This window comes from Mucilaginibacter antarcticus (genome assembly GCF_042686155.1).
Taxonomy (GTDB): domain Bacteria; phylum Bacteroidota; class Bacteroidia; order Sphingobacteriales; family Sphingobacteriaceae; genus Mucilaginibacter; species Mucilaginibacter antarcticus.
Map to the genome: position 1 here is coordinate 188,585 of NZ_JBHUON010000002.1, position 14,969 is coordinate 203,553.

The following is a 14,969-nucleotide window of genomic DNA, read 5'->3' on the forward strand; positions in this document are numbered from 1 at the left end:
ACCTCAAGTCTTTTAAAACGCTTAAATCATCTGGTTTAAGCGTTTTTTTTGCTCAAAAAATTCGATAACACTAGTGCCGCTCATTATTTATTAACGCTATTTTTTACAAAGGCTCGGATATCTTTCCGCCAAATGCACGTTATCGCAGCTAACGGTGGGCAGTAGAGATGGGCTTATTAACCCCCGAGGCAAAATCTTAGATCTGCTTAGGCGTCTAGTACTGGTAATGTAAAGTAAAATTCTGACCCCGAGGCATCGCTATTTACGCCTACCGTTCCCCCGTGCCGTCTGATGATCTCTGCCGAGATATACAATCCTAACCCCAGGCCTGAAAAGTTTTTTGACGATTCCTGCACCCGATAAAACCTGTCAAATACGTACTGCTGCTTGTCGATTGGTATACCGATACAAAAATCCCTCACCGAGAACTTAACGGTGTTATCGTTTATATCGCTTCTGATGATGACTTTTTCGGCTCCTGGCGAGTATTTGATCGCGTTGGATAAAAAATTATTGATAACCTGTTCCACGCGGTGCTGTTCGCCATTTATTTTGGCAGGAACGTTATGGGCTATAATAATTTGATGAGTTTGTGTGGTAACCTGTACTTGTGCCACTACCTCTTCGATGAGATTTTTTGAATCTATCTCAGCAAAATGGTAGACCATTTGACCAGCATGAATCTTACTTACATCAAGCAGGTCATTAATTAGGGCGGTTAGTTTGCCTAACTGTTTATTGGCTTTAAGAATAAAATCTCCGGCGGTTGTGTTTTCCTGCGGGGGAATCAATTTTTGAAGAATCTGAAGATATGCTTTGGTTATAGTAATGGGCGTTTTGAGTTCGTGGCTGGCGACATTCATAAACTCATCCTTCTTTTGCATTAATTCTTCGATCGCCTTTTTGTCTTTCTTTTGTTCAACGAGGGCATCTTTTAAATGCACCCGCATAATATCAATGGTCGCCGCTAATTTTTCCGCTTTGGTCACTGCTTTATCAGCAAGGTCGATCCGGGCCTGAGTGCTAAATTCAACAAGCTCCCTGGTAAATAGATTTATCAGGATCGGTAAAATTTCTATCAACGGTCTGATTTGCTCGTGTGTTGGCGTTCCGCCCAGGAAAACGATTACTGACTGTTCGGGGCCCAAAATACCGACAGACTCCTGTAAGGTATTAGCATCAGGAAAAGGTAACAAGCCCTGGTGGTGCCCGTTTTTAGAACATCCTAACGTGAAATCCTGCCAAAACTTGCCATTTGGTAAAGTTTGTGGAAAACCTGGCGCAGGCAGCAGTATCCCGATTTCACGATCGACAATAAATACAAACAAATGCAGGCAACCAAAAAAGTGTGCTAACTTGTTTGCTGCCTGAAACCGGTTAGCCGGGTTATTTAAGCCAGCGACAAGTGGTGACAACATTTAATCGGGAATTACACAAACCACCGCGGTACAATTCTGAAAGCCGCTAAATTGTCCGTTTACTCTTGCCACTTGCCCATAGGTATTGCATCCCGCGTAACTTGCCCCTTGTAGCGTCTCGGTAACCTTTTCCAGCTCGAAATCGAACTCTTTCCCCATTCGCAGCCTTGTGGCTACACAGTCAAAAAATAAGGCTACGTTTGGCTTATGATCGCCCAGTTGTTTTATCGCGCCCGTGGCAGCCTGGATAGCCGCTTGTTTTGAGCAGTCGTTATCTGTTTCCATAAAACTAACGTACGCGCCTGTTGGAATATCGCTCGCCATGGCAATGGAACCATCGGGAAGAACAGCTAACGGCACTCTAAGTTTATATTCACCGGCAACCACTATCCCAATAATATTGTGCAGGAAAAAAGAAATAGGCTCATCAGCATTGAAATTTTGCCCGGTGATATCTGTGTGGTCTTTAAATAATTCTACGGCGGAACGACCGTTTAAACTAACAAGCTTCATTCCCTCGGTCGCTGTCACACGCATCTTGGAACCAACAGGTTTCCAGCCATGGGCAGCTCCAACACCAATAGGCTTGTTTGACAATATTTCTAATATAACTGCAGCATCGGTGTAGGCAACCGTGTCATAAAAAACATGGGTCTTCTGAAAATTTGCGTTGTCGCCCGCGCCGCCACCAAAAAATTGGTATTTACCCATCGTCTTTTCAGTTAACAACTCTATCAGTTCATCGGTAAAACCCGATAACGCATCGGCAAATAGCATTGCAGAATAATATTGATATTGATATTCCTGCACCGGGGACAAGACATTTAATAACTCATTAGCTACTTTGTCGCGGCTTGTTGTAATAGTTTCTCCAATGCCGGCCCTGAATTGCAGCTCAGTAGAATACAAGGCTATTGCACAAGCGGAATCAGTGCCGAAATCATCTGAGGTAAACTCGCCGGCTGAAGAACTGCCCACCAGGATTCCCGGGGTGCAGGTTTCCTTTATAGAATGTAGTAACGCAGTATAATCATACACTGAGGAGGCAAAAACAATCACCACATTTGGTGTTTTGTCAATAAGTTTTTCGATAATCTTTTCTCCAAGCTCTTTTCCGGCAGCGCTGCCTTCGTTTTGTTGGGTGAAAACAATTGCGGATTTAGTCATTGTTTTTTAAAATCTGGTTTTGAAAGTATTTAATTAATACAAACATCTATCGGTTTTGATTTAAAAAGCTATGAAAAATTGTATAGCACTATATCTGCCATAAGCTGGTTAACTGTTTCCGGGGTCAGGCCAAGTGCGTCGAACATCTCTTGTATTTTATTGATATTATTTTTGAAAAGTTGAATTGCGGTGCCAAGTCCGCAAAATGGGTTGCGTTATTATTTAATATTCCTAAATTGGTTAAGAATTAATCCCATTATGAGCGATCACCGTGTTATTGTTACCTAGCCTAATGTTTGATCGAAATATGACTTACACTTTCAGAAAAGCAGAATTATCAGACATTATGCCGATATGGGATATACTCCAATCAGCTATTCAACGCAGAAAGAATGACGGAAGCGAACAATGGCAGGACGGTTATCCTAATAAAGAAATCATAACAACGGATATTGAACGCGGCGAGGGCTTCGTTTTGTTGGATGACGAAATGGTTATAGGTTATACTGCTATTATAGCTAATAATGAGCCGGCATATGATGATATTAAAAGCGAGTGGTTAACCAGCGGAGATTATGTGGTGGTGCATCGCGTAGCTCTTTCTGAAAACTATTTGGGTAAAGGCCTTGCCAAAAAAATTCTCGGTTTTGTTGAAGAGGTTGCTATAAGTCTTGGCATTCACAGTATAAAAGCTGATACTAATTTCGACAATATAGCTATGCTGAATATATTTGAAAAGCTAGGCTACGTTTACTGTGGCGAGGTGTTTTTTCGGGGTAGTGCGCGTAAAGCTTTTGAGAAAGTCTTATAAAAGCAAGGCCCGAATTAACGATTCGGCCTTCCTGAATATCATACCTGTTTAAACTTCTTATAGTCATCCTTTGATCTGGCCGGATCATAATTTACTCCCGGAGTTAACCAGTGCAGTAATAAAACCCTAGAGTATCTGAAATTGAAAGGCGACAATATTACGGATATGCCAAGCAACGCAGCAACGTATAACCATGGGTTTTTGCTGCCAGTTAAAATGTACAGGCCTACTGCCATCGTTACCATTTGCGCTATGTTAAAGGCGTAGCTTACAAACATGGCTACATAAAAATATCCCGGCTCAATCTCAAACGTAAACCCGCAGTGCGAACATTGTGTGTTCATTTTCTGCGAAGAAAATCCGTACATGCTGTTTGCAAACAGATCGCCTCGGCGGCATTTTGGGCATTTTGCATTTATGATGGCTGAAGCTGAAGAGAGTTGCATGGCGTGATTATTATAGATGAACTATTCGTGGCTATTGGTTGTTTTTCTAAATTCTTCGGGCGTAAGGCCTGCCTGCTTTTTAAAAAACTTGGTGAAGTAGGAATTGTCTGCAAAATTTAGCTGACCAGCTATTTCTGATATAGACAGGTCGTTATTAATTAGCAGGCGCTTGGCCTCAAGGGCTATGCGGTTTCGTATCACCTCGCCTGCCGAAATACCGAGCACGTCATTACACAATGCATTTAAGTGATTGGGGGTAATGTAAAGTAACCCGGCATAGTCCTTTGGTAGCTTTAAGGTGGCGTAGTTTTTTTCTATCAGTTTTTGAAAACCGCGCAGCAACGTATAGTTATATGACGACACAGTGGCGCTATCAGCATGCTGACCCAAGCGCGCAATGCTGACGAAAATCTGTAACATAATAGCCCGTACCATGTCCAGCTCAAATGGTTTAGGCTGTTCTGTTTCCGCAATTAGCTCTTCAAACAAAAGGGTCAATTTGACCTGTAAATCGGCAGGGATATCAATTACCGCTTCATTGACTATACCCCTGAAAAACGGCAGCTCCTCAAGATAGTTAGCTTTTAATAGAAACGATTGAAATAAGGGTACCGAAAAGTTAATGATATACCCGTCAACATCCCCCTTAAAGGCCCAGTTGTGTACCTGGCCGGGGATCATAAAATAAATTTGGTTCGACTTAACGGGCACTTGCTGAAAGTCGATCGTCTGCGAGCCATTACCCTTGGTAAAATAAACCAAATGATAAAACGAATGCTTGTGCGGCAGATGCAAATTACGGTGGCTTTTTAGGTACGGCGCAAAACGGCTTATCAGCAAATCTTCCCTTTTTTGGGTGAGGCTGCAAATATCATATATAGGTATTACCGCTTTCATTAACACAAAGGTAAGCGCTAATTACCAGCTTTAATGGTATAGTTTGGGGCGCTTGTGGTATTTGTTACCGATTGAGCAATTTATGTGCAATTGCCAATCAACTAAAACATTTTTTGGTTGAGAGAGATTATAATAGTCCATTTAAAATATATGTCAAACCTTAGTAACCGTATAAAAGCCTTTAATGAACCCCTGTTGCCTGATATGGTGCAGTTAAAATATGCCGCTATGGCTCAAAACGCCTTTAGGTTTTATAGGGGAACTTGCCATTTGTTTTATGAGGATCTAGCTACTGCGGAAGGTGTACCGCTTACCCCATTGGCCTGGATATGCGGCGACCTGCACCTGGAAAACTTCGGGAGCTACAAAGGCGATAATAAGCTTGTATATTTTGACCTGAATGATTTTGATGAAGGCCTATTGGCCCCGGCCAGTTATGAACTTATGCGCATGCTCACCAGTATTTTTATCGCGTTCGACTGTTTTAAAATAGGCCACAACAAGGCTATGCGGATGGCGCAGTTGTATTTAAAGACATATTCGGCCACCCTGGCCAACGCTAAAGCCATCAGCCTTGATCCGCGCACGGCAAAGGGGGTTGTATGCGGTTTTTTAAACGCAGTTGAGAAACGCACTTACGGCGATATTATGAAAAAGCGCACTGTAAATAAAAAGGACAAGATCATTCTATCGCTTGAGGATGAGCGGCATTTTAAGGTAGACAAAAAGTTAAAGCAAGAACTAAAGGCACATATCAACGACTGGATTATTAACAGTAGCGATGGCCCTTATAATTACAAAGTTAAAAGCATTGTTTACAGATTGGCCGGCACCGGCAGCCTGGGCTTAAAGCGGTACCTGTTTTTATTAAAAAGTACCAATACTAAAAATAAGTATCTGTTTGTTGATATGAAGCAAAGCCGCGCATCGTCTGTATTGCCCTATACCACGGTGCAACAGCTTAGCTGGCCTACCGAGGCCGAACGGATCATTGCAGTCCAGCATCGTCTGCAAAACGTATCGGCCGCATTGCTGAGCTCCACAACGTTCAGGGAACAAGCTTACGTGATACAAGAGTTGCAACCCGTTAAAGACACCATAAAATTTAAGTTGCTCAAAAGCCATTATCGCAAAATTTACCAGGTGATAGACGACATGGCCGCTATTACGGCATCGGCACAGCTGCGCAGTGGTGGCATGCAAGGATCTGCTAACATTGACGACTTAACTGCTTTTGGTAATGACAAGGGTTGGCAGGAACATTTGATAAATTATGCCTTAAAATATGCCGATAAGGTTAAACAAAACTATGGGCAATATTTGATTGATTACAAAGAGGGCGTGTTTAAAGCGGATAATAACAAGCGTTCATCCGTTAATAGTTAAGTAGATAATTATTGCCGATTAATTAGAACTAAAGCACTCAATGTGCGTTAAATAAAAAAAGCTATCTCATGAAAAATCCATTTGTAAAAGAAAAAAATAACGCGCTGATTGCCGGTATCATTATAGGATCTGTAGCTGCTGCGGCAATAACTTGTTTGTTTGTAACAGAAAAAGGCGCTTCAGTGCGCCAGGAACTTGGGGGCACCTTGTCTCGCCTCCACGACAAAATATTTGGTGGCGGCGCACAACAAAACGGAGAGGCAGAGGAAGACCATCATCAGGATTATTTGAAAAAGCCGCACAAAACCCCAAAGACAGATCGCGAGGCCTTGCTGAAAGACCACATACTTACAGATAGCGGTGCACACGAATAAACGGGTTAAGGTTGTTTGTTCTGCTTTTGTGGCCGTCTGCTCATAGTTTAACTAACATAAGGGGCCTTGGCGGCAACAGCCACGCATTTGCTCCACTCCAGCAACTCAAACATTAAGATAGGGGTGTGTACGTCCATGCACGTACACACCCCCTATCTTAATAACAAGGTTTTATCGCTCTAGTTTGGCCACCCTGGTAGGCGTATCTTTACCCGACACGATTCCTCTTGAGCTTAACGCAATCGCTTTTATGGTAGCAACTATGTTTGAAACATCAAGGCTGCTAAACTCATCCTTCACAGAGTGATATAGTTTATCCGTATCTATTTGATCTGTAGATATAGAGTGAGCCGGCACACCTAAACGGGCCAGCGTAGCGTTGTCACTACGGTAAAAAAGTTGCTGCTCCGGATAGGGATCAGGGTGAAATTTAAAGGCCGTACCCTCCAGATTTTTTTGGAGGATGGCACCGAAGTCGGACCGTTCAAAGCCGGTAATAAAAGCAGAGTTTTGTCCAAATTTGGATGCCTTACCAATCATCTCAATATTAAACATGGCTACGGTTTGATCGGCGCTTAAATTTTTTGAGAAGTACTGCGATCCGTAGCCACCTATCTCTTCTGCTGTAAAGGCTACAAATATTAAGGTGCGCTCGTTATTGTTTAAACGCTTAAAATACCTGGCCAAAGCTATTACAGCGGTAGTGCCTGTAGCATCGTCATCCGCGCCATTAGCAATACTGTCACCATCCATGGAGTTGATGATGCCTAAGTGGTCATAATGCCCCGAGAAGACCACATATTCATTAGCCTTGCTTTTGCCGGGTAACATGCCAGCGACGTTGCTTAACGACATCTCCTCAGTTTTAGTTTCATAGGCGATGCTAAGCGATTTTACTGCATCAGTTTTCAGCAAAACATATACAACCGGCGCTTGCGGCTTTACCTCCGCGTCTTTAAATGCAGGCCTGCCGCCTTTAGCGAATGATTTTAATCGCGCAAAGAATGCAGCATGTTTGGGGTCAACAATTACCAACTGTTTTTTTCCTGCAGTAGCAAATTTTCTATACTCAGTTTGCAAGTCAGCATCTGCCGATACCATAGCTATTTCAGTATCACTTAAACGACTCCAATTGAATGGTGTGTTGGCTATTACAGCCACCTGGTCATCGGCCATGCTTGCACCGTTGATAACCACCTCGCGCGCTACACCGCTGGTTTTAACCATACTGAAAGATTGCTTAAAGCCGGTGCTACCCACCAATGGTTTTAGGCCGATGGTATTAAACTCATTGTCTATAAACTTCGCGGCTTTTTCAATGCCAGGGGTAAATGTGCCGCGGCCCTGCATGTCATCGGCCGATAGGGTTTTAATAATACGCTCTACGTCGTCTCGTTGTATCAGGCGGTCCACATCCTGCGCAAAGCCGCAGGTGGCGGTTGCTACTAAAGCAATAGCGGTTATAATTCTTTTCATTGGTTTACTTAACTTTTGATGATAGCCAGTTGTTTCTAAATGTTATTTGTTCGGCGGTTAATGCTTTGCCGGCTTTTTCTGCGCTTACCACTTCAAACGCAGGGCTTTCTTCAACGGTAAGCTTAGTTGTATGTGTCCCGGTGCGGTTAGTATAAATTAGGGTGATCTGGTCGCCCGGTTTTTTTGTGTTAATGATATTGGTGAATGACACCCCGTCGATTACATCTGTACCATCAGCTTTGATGATCATATCGCCGGCATCGATACCAGCCTTATAAACCGGCGAGCCAATAATGGTACTGGTGACAACAGGAAAGCCCTTATCGCCAACGGTGCCTACCAAGCCCGAACGGTTACGTATCACCTGAGTTGACATTCCAATCCACGGTTTACCAGGGGCTGCTTTACGCAACACAAAACCAGCTTTTTCTAATAAAGAGGCGTAGTCGCTTTTCTCAATTCCGTTCACATATTTCTCAAAAAACTCAGTCGCAAATTTTGGATTGGTCAACTTACCCAGCACATTTTGCAGGTCTTTAAGGGTATATGGTTTCATGGCCTTGCCGTGGGCTTGCCACATCGCACGCATATAATCGTCCAGTGTTGCGTTAAAATCGCTACGCAGGCGCAGATCAAGTGCCAGCGCAATTGCGGCGCCATAATTATAATAGGTCAAAAAGTTATTAGCGTAATTAACCGCGTCGACCGATACACCGGCGTCAACGAATACCGCCTTACGGCTCATTTCGGTAGCGGGGTATTTTGAAGCCCCGGGGATGGTTAGTACCGAACTTACCAGGTAAGCAATAGTGCCTTGGTACCTGTCCAGCGTATGGAAATTTGAACGTTTTAATATCAACTCGCCATAGTATTGGGTAAAGCCCTCGGCAAACCAAAGCTCATTGCTCATGTTGGCGTGCGCGAAATTGAAAGGCTCTAATGATTTTGGCCGGATACGCTCCACATTCCAGGCATGAAAGAACTCGTGCGAGAAAGTGCCTAAAACGTCGAGCTCATTACCGGCTATTTTATCTATGCCGTCAACTATAATGGTTGAGTTGCGATGCTCCATGCCATCGCCCGAGTTGGTTGGGTATACATCATTTATAAAAGTGTACTCGCCATAGTCAAAGATTGGTAGGTCACCAAAGACAGCCTTATGTTCCTGCACCACTTTTTGCACCATTGTACCAAAGCTATTCACCACCGATTGGTCATCATTAGAATGGACAGATACATTGATACGCTGCTTTTTGCCATCGGTGTTAGCCACTTCCCAACTTGCTGTTTTTGATGCCGAAAGCTCTGTAGGGCTGTCCATCATATATTGAAAATCGGGGGCGCTGTAAACATTGGCATTTTCGTGTTTAAGTTGGGTAATAACTTTCCAGCCATATTTCTCTAAATCATTAAACTCAAACATAACAGGGCGGCTTTCTGCTCCCTCAAGCCACATAAAGGTAGCCGGCATGTTGAGGTGTGCATGGCTGGGGTCTATGCCGGCGTAGGTGCCGTCGGTCCAGTTAGCAAACAGGGTATAACTAACTTTAAAAGTTGAGGTATGAAAAGGAATTTCATATACATCGCCCTCTATTTGTGTAACGGTTAACGGTTTGCCATCAACGTTAATGGCTTTGACATTATAAACGTTTTTACCAAACTCATGTGTCGCGTACCTGCCTGGCGACGAGCGGCTCATACGAAAACGCAGGGGTCCGGTAGGCGCTTTCGAAATAGAAATCATAACCTCAGCTTCGTGATGTACGGCGTTTGGAAATGATATTGAATAAAATAGCGGTCTTGAAGGGGGTTGCTTAGCTTGCCCCATAGCAGAAATTGAAAATAAAAAAGCAGCCGCAACGCTTAGTATAATGTTTTTCATGATATCAATTAATTGTGCTCAAATTACAACTAATTGATAGGATTAACAAAATGGCCTGAACAAAGCCCGCTGAGGCATATTAGGCTTAATCATAGCGATGCTTATCCCGGTCGTTATCTCCGCGATTGGCCAGCGTGCGCCGCCTTCGTTTAATATCCTCGTCAAGGTGCTCGTCATAAATACCGTCTATAACAGACATGTCGCGTTGTTTGTCTTTATCAGCATAGTAAACGTTAGCCTCCTGTGTTTTAGCTATAGCCACATCATAAGGCCCTTTTGGCGACATTAACTTAACAAATACCGGCAGGCACTCAAACAGTATAAACAGGTAGCCAATAAATGATATGGCCAGGTAGGTATCCAGATCGCGGGTGCCATTCTCATTATATGTTAGTTGGCCGAGCGCCCAATTACGGTCGGCAAAACCAGCTACGCTTGCAAGGCTGTCCAGTTGCTTTTGGCTAAACATCTTTACATCGTTAACCCCCTCAAAATCTTTGCGTTTGCTAAGGTATTGGTCCATTTTCTCGGCCTTGTCCGTCACCAGTTTAAGGCGATCCTGCTTTTCTTGCAATACGGTTTGTTTTTGCTTGGCGTAAGTACCATAGCCTACCACGCCGGACGTCTGACTGTTTTTTTCGCCAAAAACTTCTTCGTTAAGCTGGGTGCGAGACCGGTTGATATCCTTTTCCAGCGAGTCTTTTTCTTGTTTTAAAGCGACTGTATTTGCAAGCTCGGCCGTATACTTCTCGTTATAAGTTTTTTGCAGGGTGTCGATTTTGCTGTGCTGCCCTTTCAGGTAAGCGGTTTTTAATTTCTGGCGAATTTCTTTATCAAAGATTTTTAACTCCAGGGGGCGAGATATAACAATGCCAATCATTATAGCCAGCAAAATACGGGGCGATGCCTGTATGACCTGCTGCATGGTGGTGCCTTCCTTGTCAATGCTGGATACGATGTACCTATCCATATTAAAAATAGCGGTACCCCATAGCAAACCAAACAATAGGGCAAATACTACAGCGTAAGCATCGCCGTTAAATACAAAGTACATGGCATATCCGCCTGATAGGGCGGCGAACAACGCGGTAAAAAATATAGTGGCCCCAATGCCCACATATTTATTATGTTCAATAGGATACTTTTTTAGGGTATCAATATGCGCGCCCGAGCAAAACCAAAAAAACCGGGTAACTTTATCCATTTAAGAGTGTTGTTTACTAAAACATATATGAAACGCACTTAGGCATTTATTGTTACAAAATTACGACGTAATTATTTATCCATAAAAACTACATTTGATTTGTTAAATAACTTTTACAACCATGCAAGAAATAACCGTACAGGAACTTAAAGAAAAATTAGACAGCGGCGAAGACTTTCAGCTAATTGACGTTAGGGAGGACTTTGAATACGAAACGTCAAACATTGGCGGCCAGCTTATACCACTGGGTGGCATTTTAATTGAGGCTGATAAAATTAGCAAAGACAAACCGGTAGTGGTAATGTGCCGCAGTGGCAAACGCAGTGCGGCAGCCATTATGCAGTTAGAGCAATTGGGTTACGGTAACCTTTCAAACCTGCAGGGTGGTATTTTAGCCTGGGCTGCAGAGATTGATCCGGATATTCAAGTTTACTAAGCGATGGGTAAAAACATAGCCTTAAGTACCTTTTATAACCTGTGCATTATTTTATGTGGCGTGTTGGCTTATAATGGTTTTACAACTAACCATTACTCGTACATATTGGGAGCCGTTTTTTGTGGTGTTATATTTATTATATTAAAAATTAGGCTGTTAAAACAGGTACGCAAAACGTATAGAGGCGATTAAGGAATACTTTACTAGATGAAGAAGGCAAGATGAGCAAATTTACCATACCCGATAACGCCGTTTATATGTGCACCGGCAGCAAGTGCAGCAAACGTGGTGGTAAAGATGCTTACAAGGCGGCCAAATCTTTTTTAAAATATCAGCCCGGGAAAAACGACGTTGAACTGATACGTACGGAATGTACAGACAGGTGTGATTATGCTCCCGTTTGCGCTATACAACCGGGTAATATCTGGCTAAAGGAGTATAAACAAAAGGACTTATTAAAGGTACTTTCTGAAATCATTAATCCGCTTTAATCGCTAAAAATCATATAAAAGCAAAGGCCCTACTGTAAAGTAGGGCCTTGCTTTTATAAGCTATCTTGGTGGGCGGCGTTGACTACGCTTCAGCGTCGTATTTGATATCTTTAACGTGTTTGTCAATTTGCCATCTTCCGATACCTTCTTCGCCAATAACGTCAAACAATTCAAGCGCGCGACGTGCTTTGTATTCTTCTTCGCGTTGCTCTTTCAAGAACCAGTTTAAAAATTCCATCGTCACAAAGTCTTGCTCTTTTAGGCAAGACGCGTAAATATTTTTGATTGATTGCGTTACATTGATCTCTTGTTCCAGCGCTTCTTCAAAAACTTCTCTAAAACCTATAAACTCTTGTTTTATGCCGTTTGCATCCGGGGATACCGCGTTGCCGCCCATATCTAAAACATACTTAAAGAATTTAAGCTGATGCTGTCTTTCTTCTTCGGCTTGTTTAAAAAAGTAGTCGGCCGAGTAATCATAACCGTTACGGTTACACCACGATGCCATTGATAAATATACTGACGAAGAAAATGCTTCCATTTTGATCTGCCTGTTAAGCAGCACTTCGATATTTTCAGAAATAAGGGTTTTTACCCTAACCAGATCTCTCATGATAATCTTGATTAATTACAATAATTGATTTATTGTATATCAAAACTAGTGCTAAGGTTTGTTAATAGCTAAAATATGTCTAATATGAAATGAGTCTAAATCAGGCAGGTAGGCGGTGTAACCTGTCGTAAATGATCTGGTTAAGTTCAAGCATTACAAAAGTGCCTTGTAAAAGCTCTTTCATAGCTATAACTTCCATCAAATTTAAAACATAGCAATGGGCACTGGCACAAATAAAAACGATCTCCACATCCGGCGATTGTGTACTGTCGAGCAGACGCTGCTCAATATCTATTTTGTAAATAGCCTTGCGCAGTTTTAGCAGGTTGCGGTAGTCAAAACGAGCGGAATTACCTGCAAAGTCAACATACCAGCATTTTTCTGCATCGTTTTGATAAACGGCACCACGGGTGGTTTTAAAAACCTCTGTAGTAAGTGTTGGCGCTAGCTTAGTTATTTGCATCTGTGGCACAAAAATGCGCGTTATTTAGAACAAATCCAAATATTGTTTTTAACTATTCTAAATAGCAATGTTGGTTTTTTAAACATTTAATGATGATTTATGTTATTAACAATAACTAAACCTAAGATACTCAACCGTTTTACCAACCGACTGAAATATTTGCCCGGTTAATATTTTTTCTAACAGCGAAAATAGCAGCGACCATCTTGCTTTTTAATTTAAAACCTTTAGATAACGCTATTACTGACTTACTCTAAGGAACGATGCGAAGACATGATAAAATAGCCTCTGCTGCCGCGCAATCAACTACAGATTACGACGCGCGCTTCCGGAAGCTAATGGCACATAGTTATGCCGGGGTAATTTTTTTAGATAAAGATTTGGGCGTGATTTATCGCAATGTGCCGGTAATTGTTGCGCAAATAAACTGCGGACCATCAACAAAAAACTACACTATTTATCATATTGGCGATGCCCGGCTGCTTGACAAGCTTAACCCCAGCCGTCACATTAACCTGTTCATTTTACACGTACAAAATGATATTGATGTGTTTAAATCGGTAGCCCGCGTAAAGCCGGATGTTACTATTTATGACCACGTAATGGAACTTGGCCACGCCGTAAATAAATGGCGCTGGAGCTACCAGTTTACCTACAACAAGATAAAAGATTTAGACCCGGCCAAAAGCTGGGTGCTTACCTGGGGCGAGCGGGTGATGGTGGGTAAATAGTTAAAATTCGTACCTTCGGGTATTAAAATGCTATGGCTATGGAGCAAACCGATATTAAAGAAATCGTCAAAGAATCATTAGATCTTTTAAAGGAGAAAATTGTAGTAGCCTTTGCTAATGATGACACAGAGGATGTAGAAAAGGAGATAAACGCTTCTACCGACGCTATAGCAAAAATGATAGCCAATTTAGAAGGGCTTGCTTTTGATGCCGGCCGTATGCAGGAAGACGACGGTTCATTCTCTTTTAATGATTTCAACGATTTTCAAAACTCCTGATCCCTTATATCTTTTTAAACAGAAGTATTTCGCCCAAAGATCTTTGTACATTAAATCTCCGTACATGGTAATAAATCCAGATGATTAACTCCTGTTTATATAAGGCTACCGTAATGCACCATCGGTTTTCGCCAAAGGTGCACCGTTTCAATTACGATGTCTTTATGTTTTATCTTGATCTGGATGAGATAGACACCTTGTCTAAAAAGCTGCGCCTGATGAGCCGAAACCGGTTCAACCTGTTTAATTTTAGGGATAAAGACCATCTGCAACTACCCAAAGAAAACCCCGACACGTCTAAAAACATTCGTCAGCATATAACAGATTATCTGCACCAAAATAGTGTTGATATTGGCAATGGGCGCATCATGGTGCTTACCAACTTATGTACGCTTGGTTATCAGTTTAATCCCGTGTCATTTTATTACTGTTATGATGAGCAGGACAATGTAGTATGCTCCATAGTAGAGGTCTGCAATACATTTAGAGAAATGAAACCCTATTTTTTGGGGGCCAGCACCCGGCACGGCCATGAATTTAAACTGAATACTGCCAAGTATTTTTATGTATCGCCATTTATTGCGATGGACACCAATTTCGACTTCAACCTTCAAATTCCTGGCGAAAATCTGCAGGTAAGGATTGATGATTACGATAAAGATGGTCAGCGTTTTTTTGTTAGCACTCTGAGTGGTAAACGAAAAACCTTAAATGATGCCAACCTGCTTCTATATTTCATTAGCTTTCCGCTTATAACACTGAAGGTGATTGGGTTGATACATTGGCAGGCTTTAAAGCTCTGGCTTAAAAAGATTCCCTATCATAATAAGGATGCCAATCAAGATTTGCAGCAAGACGTTTTAAGGCCTTATCGCCCCTAGGTCACAGCTCCCTGA

Annotated in this window: 18 protein-coding genes; 9 read left to right on the forward strand and 9 right to left on the reverse strand. The window is 42.3% G+C overall.

Going from position 1 to position 14,969, the window contains the following annotated elements:
* Positions 1-206: 206 nt before the first annotated feature.
* On the reverse strand, positions 207-1,418 hold the full coding sequence (locus ACFSYC_RS02740; protein ID WP_377123270.1) for a sensor histidine kinase: 1,212 nt from the start codon (positions 1,416-1,418) through the stop codon (positions 207-209).
* The gene (locus ACFSYC_RS02745; protein ID WP_377123272.1) at positions 1,419-2,585 is read right to left on the reverse strand and encodes an FIST signal transduction protein; all 1,167 of its coding nucleotides are present in this window, start codon (positions 2,583-2,585) and stop codon (positions 1,419-1,421) included.
* A gap of 292 nt (positions 2,586-2,877) precedes the next feature.
* Between ACFSYC_RS02745 and ACFSYC_RS02750 the strand changes: the two genes are divergently transcribed.
* Positions 2,878-3,396, forward strand: a complete 519-nt coding sequence (locus tag ACFSYC_RS02750; protein WP_377123274.1) for a GNAT family N-acetyltransferase — start codon at positions 2,878-2,880, stop codon at positions 3,394-3,396.
* A gap of 38 nt (positions 3,397-3,434) precedes the next feature.
* Here ACFSYC_RS02750 and ACFSYC_RS02755 read toward each other — a convergent pair whose 3' ends face one another.
* Positions 3,435-3,842: a DUF983 domain-containing protein gene (locus tag ACFSYC_RS02755; protein ID WP_377123276.1), complete on the reverse strand. Its 408-nt coding sequence runs from the start codon at positions 3,840-3,842 to the stop codon at positions 3,435-3,437.
* A gap of 21 nt (positions 3,843-3,863) precedes the next feature.
* On the reverse strand, positions 3,864-4,739 hold the full coding sequence (locus ACFSYC_RS02760) for an AraC family transcriptional regulator (protein ID WP_377123278.1): 876 nt from the start codon (positions 4,737-4,739) through the stop codon (positions 3,864-3,866).
* 150 nt (positions 4,740-4,889) lie between these two features.
* Between ACFSYC_RS02760 and ACFSYC_RS02765 the strand changes: the two genes are divergently transcribed.
* Positions 4,890-6,125 (forward strand): DUF2252 domain-containing protein, encoded by a 1,236-nt coding sequence (locus ACFSYC_RS02765; RefSeq protein WP_377123280.1) that lies wholly within the window; start codon positions 4,890-4,892, stop codon positions 6,123-6,125.
* Positions 6,126-6,193: 68 nt separating this feature from the next.
* On the forward strand, positions 6,194-6,499 hold the full coding sequence (locus ACFSYC_RS02770) for a YtxH domain-containing protein (RefSeq protein WP_377123282.1): 306 nt from the start codon (positions 6,194-6,196) through the stop codon (positions 6,497-6,499).
* Between the two features lie 171 nt (positions 6,500-6,670).
* Here the strand turns inward: ACFSYC_RS02770 and ACFSYC_RS02775 are convergent, their stop codons facing one another.
* From ACFSYC_RS02775 to ACFSYC_RS02785, 3 genes are all read right to left on the reverse strand, one after another.
* Positions 6,671-7,975 (reverse strand): M20/M25/M40 family metallo-hydrolase, encoded by a 1,305-nt coding sequence (locus ACFSYC_RS02775; RefSeq protein WP_377123284.1) that lies wholly within the window; start codon positions 7,973-7,975, stop codon positions 6,671-6,673.
* A gap of 4 nt (positions 7,976-7,979) precedes the next feature.
* Complete coding sequence (locus tag ACFSYC_RS02780) at positions 7,980-9,857, reverse strand: M61 family metallopeptidase (RefSeq protein WP_377123286.1); 1,878 nt, start codon at positions 9,855-9,857, stop codon at positions 7,980-7,982.
* An 85-nt stretch (positions 9,858-9,942) separates the two neighbouring features.
* Positions 9,943-11,061: a DUF4407 domain-containing protein gene (locus tag ACFSYC_RS02785; protein ID WP_377123288.1), complete on the reverse strand. Its 1,119-nt coding sequence runs from the start codon at positions 11,059-11,061 to the stop codon at positions 9,943-9,945.
* A gap of 121 nt (positions 11,062-11,182) precedes the next feature.
* On the opposite strand from ACFSYC_RS02785, the gene ACFSYC_RS02790 reads away from it, so the two are divergent.
* The 3 genes from ACFSYC_RS02790 to ACFSYC_RS02800 are packed head-to-tail and all read left to right on the forward strand — an operon-like array spanning position 11,183 to position 11,988.
* Entirely contained in the window at positions 11,183-11,497 is a 315-nt protein-coding gene (locus ACFSYC_RS02790; protein WP_377123290.1) for a rhodanese-like domain-containing protein, read from the forward strand.
* A gap of 3 nt (positions 11,498-11,500) precedes the next feature.
* Entirely contained in the window at positions 11,501-11,689 is a 189-nt protein-coding gene (locus tag ACFSYC_RS02795) for a DUF6358 family protein (RefSeq protein WP_377123292.1), read from the forward strand.
* Positions 11,690-11,718: 29 nt separating this feature from the next.
* Positions 11,719-11,988 carry a (2Fe-2S) ferredoxin domain-containing protein gene (locus tag ACFSYC_RS02800; RefSeq protein WP_377123294.1) on the forward strand — a complete coding sequence of 90 codons (270 nt, stop codon included), beginning with the start codon at positions 11,719-11,721 and terminating at the stop codon, positions 11,986-11,988.
* An 82-nt stretch (positions 11,989-12,070) separates the two neighbouring features.
* Here the strand turns inward: ACFSYC_RS02800 and ACFSYC_RS02805 are convergent, their stop codons facing one another.
* Positions 12,071-12,601 (reverse strand): ferritin, encoded by a 531-nt coding sequence (locus ACFSYC_RS02805; RefSeq protein WP_377123296.1) that lies wholly within the window; start codon positions 12,599-12,601, stop codon positions 12,071-12,073.
* A gap of 100 nt (positions 12,602-12,701) precedes the next feature.
* Positions 12,702-13,064: a hypothetical protein gene (locus ACFSYC_RS02810; RefSeq protein WP_377123298.1), complete on the reverse strand. Its 363-nt coding sequence runs from the start codon at positions 13,062-13,064 to the stop codon at positions 12,702-12,704.
* Between the two features lie 263 nt (positions 13,065-13,327).
* On the opposite strand from ACFSYC_RS02810, the gene ACFSYC_RS02815 reads away from it, so the two are divergent.
* The 3 genes from ACFSYC_RS02815 (at position 13,328) to ACFSYC_RS02825 (ending at position 14,954) form a co-directional block, all read left to right on the forward strand.
* Positions 13,328-13,795, forward strand: a complete 468-nt coding sequence (locus ACFSYC_RS02815) for a hypothetical protein (RefSeq protein WP_377123300.1) — start codon at positions 13,328-13,330, stop codon at positions 13,793-13,795.
* 38 nt (positions 13,796-13,833) lie between these two features.
* A complete protein-coding gene (locus ACFSYC_RS02820) occupies positions 13,834-14,073 on the forward strand; it encodes a hypothetical protein (RefSeq protein ID WP_377123302.1) in 240 nt (79 codons plus the stop codon).
* A gap of 80 nt (positions 14,074-14,153) precedes the next feature.
* A complete protein-coding gene (locus ACFSYC_RS02825) occupies positions 14,154-14,954 on the forward strand; it encodes a DUF1365 domain-containing protein (protein ID WP_377123304.1) in 801 nt (266 codons plus the stop codon).
* Positions 14,955-14,969 lie beyond the last annotated feature (15 nt).

Coding starts and splice junctions, on each gene's coding strand:
- ACFSYC_RS02740 (WP_377123270.1), bottom strand. CDS start 1,418: ATGTTGTCACCACTTGTCGCTGGCTTAAATAACCCGGCTAACCGGTTT.
- ACFSYC_RS02745 (WP_377123272.1), bottom strand. CDS start 2,585: ATGACTAAATCCGCAATTGTTTTCACCCAACAAAACGAAGGCAGCGCT.
- ACFSYC_RS02750 (WP_377123274.1), top strand. CDS start 2,878: ATGTTTGATCGAAATATGACTTACACTTTCAGAAAAGCAGAATTATCA.
- ACFSYC_RS02755 (WP_377123276.1), bottom strand. CDS start 3,842: ATGCAACTCTCTTCAGCTTCAGCCATCATAAATGCAAAATGCCCAAAA.
- ACFSYC_RS02760 (WP_377123278.1), bottom strand. CDS start 4,739: ATGAAAGCGGTAATACCTATATATGATATTTGCAGCCTCACCCAAAAA.
- ACFSYC_RS02765 (WP_377123280.1), top strand. CDS start 4,890: ATGTCAAACCTTAGTAACCGTATAAAAGCCTTTAATGAACCCCTGTTG.
- ACFSYC_RS02770 (WP_377123282.1), top strand. CDS start 6,194: ATGAAAAATCCATTTGTAAAAGAAAAAAATAACGCGCTGATTGCCGGT.
- ACFSYC_RS02775 (WP_377123284.1), bottom strand. CDS start 7,975: ATGAAAAGAATTATAACCGCTATTGCTTTAGTAGCAACCGCCACCTGC.
- ACFSYC_RS02780 (WP_377123286.1), bottom strand. CDS start 9,857: ATGAAAAACATTATACTAAGCGTTGCGGCTGCTTTTTTATTTTCAATT.
- ACFSYC_RS02785 (WP_377123288.1), bottom strand. CDS start 11,061: ATGGATAAAGTTACCCGGTTTTTTTGGTTTTGCTCGGGCGCGCATATT.
- ACFSYC_RS02790 (WP_377123290.1), top strand. CDS start 11,183: ATGCAAGAAATAACCGTACAGGAACTTAAAGAAAAATTAGACAGCGGC.
- ACFSYC_RS02795 (WP_377123292.1), top strand. CDS start 11,501: ATGGGTAAAAACATAGCCTTAAGTACCTTTTATAACCTGTGCATTATT.
- ACFSYC_RS02800 (WP_377123294.1), top strand. CDS start 11,719: ATGAGCAAATTTACCATACCCGATAACGCCGTTTATATGTGCACCGGC.
- ACFSYC_RS02805 (WP_377123296.1), bottom strand. CDS start 12,601: ATGAGAGATCTGGTTAGGGTAAAAACCCTTATTTCTGAAAATATCGAA.
- ACFSYC_RS02810 (WP_377123298.1), bottom strand. CDS start 13,064: ATGCAAATAACTAAGCTAGCGCCAACACTTACTACAGAGGTTTTTAAA.
- ACFSYC_RS02815 (WP_377123300.1), top strand. CDS start 13,328: ATGCGAAGACATGATAAAATAGCCTCTGCTGCCGCGCAATCAACTACA.
- ACFSYC_RS02820 (WP_377123302.1), top strand. CDS start 13,834: ATGGAGCAAACCGATATTAAAGAAATCGTCAAAGAATCATTAGATCTT.
- ACFSYC_RS02825 (WP_377123304.1), top strand. CDS start 14,154: ATGATTAACTCCTGTTTATATAAGGCTACCGTAATGCACCATCGGTTT.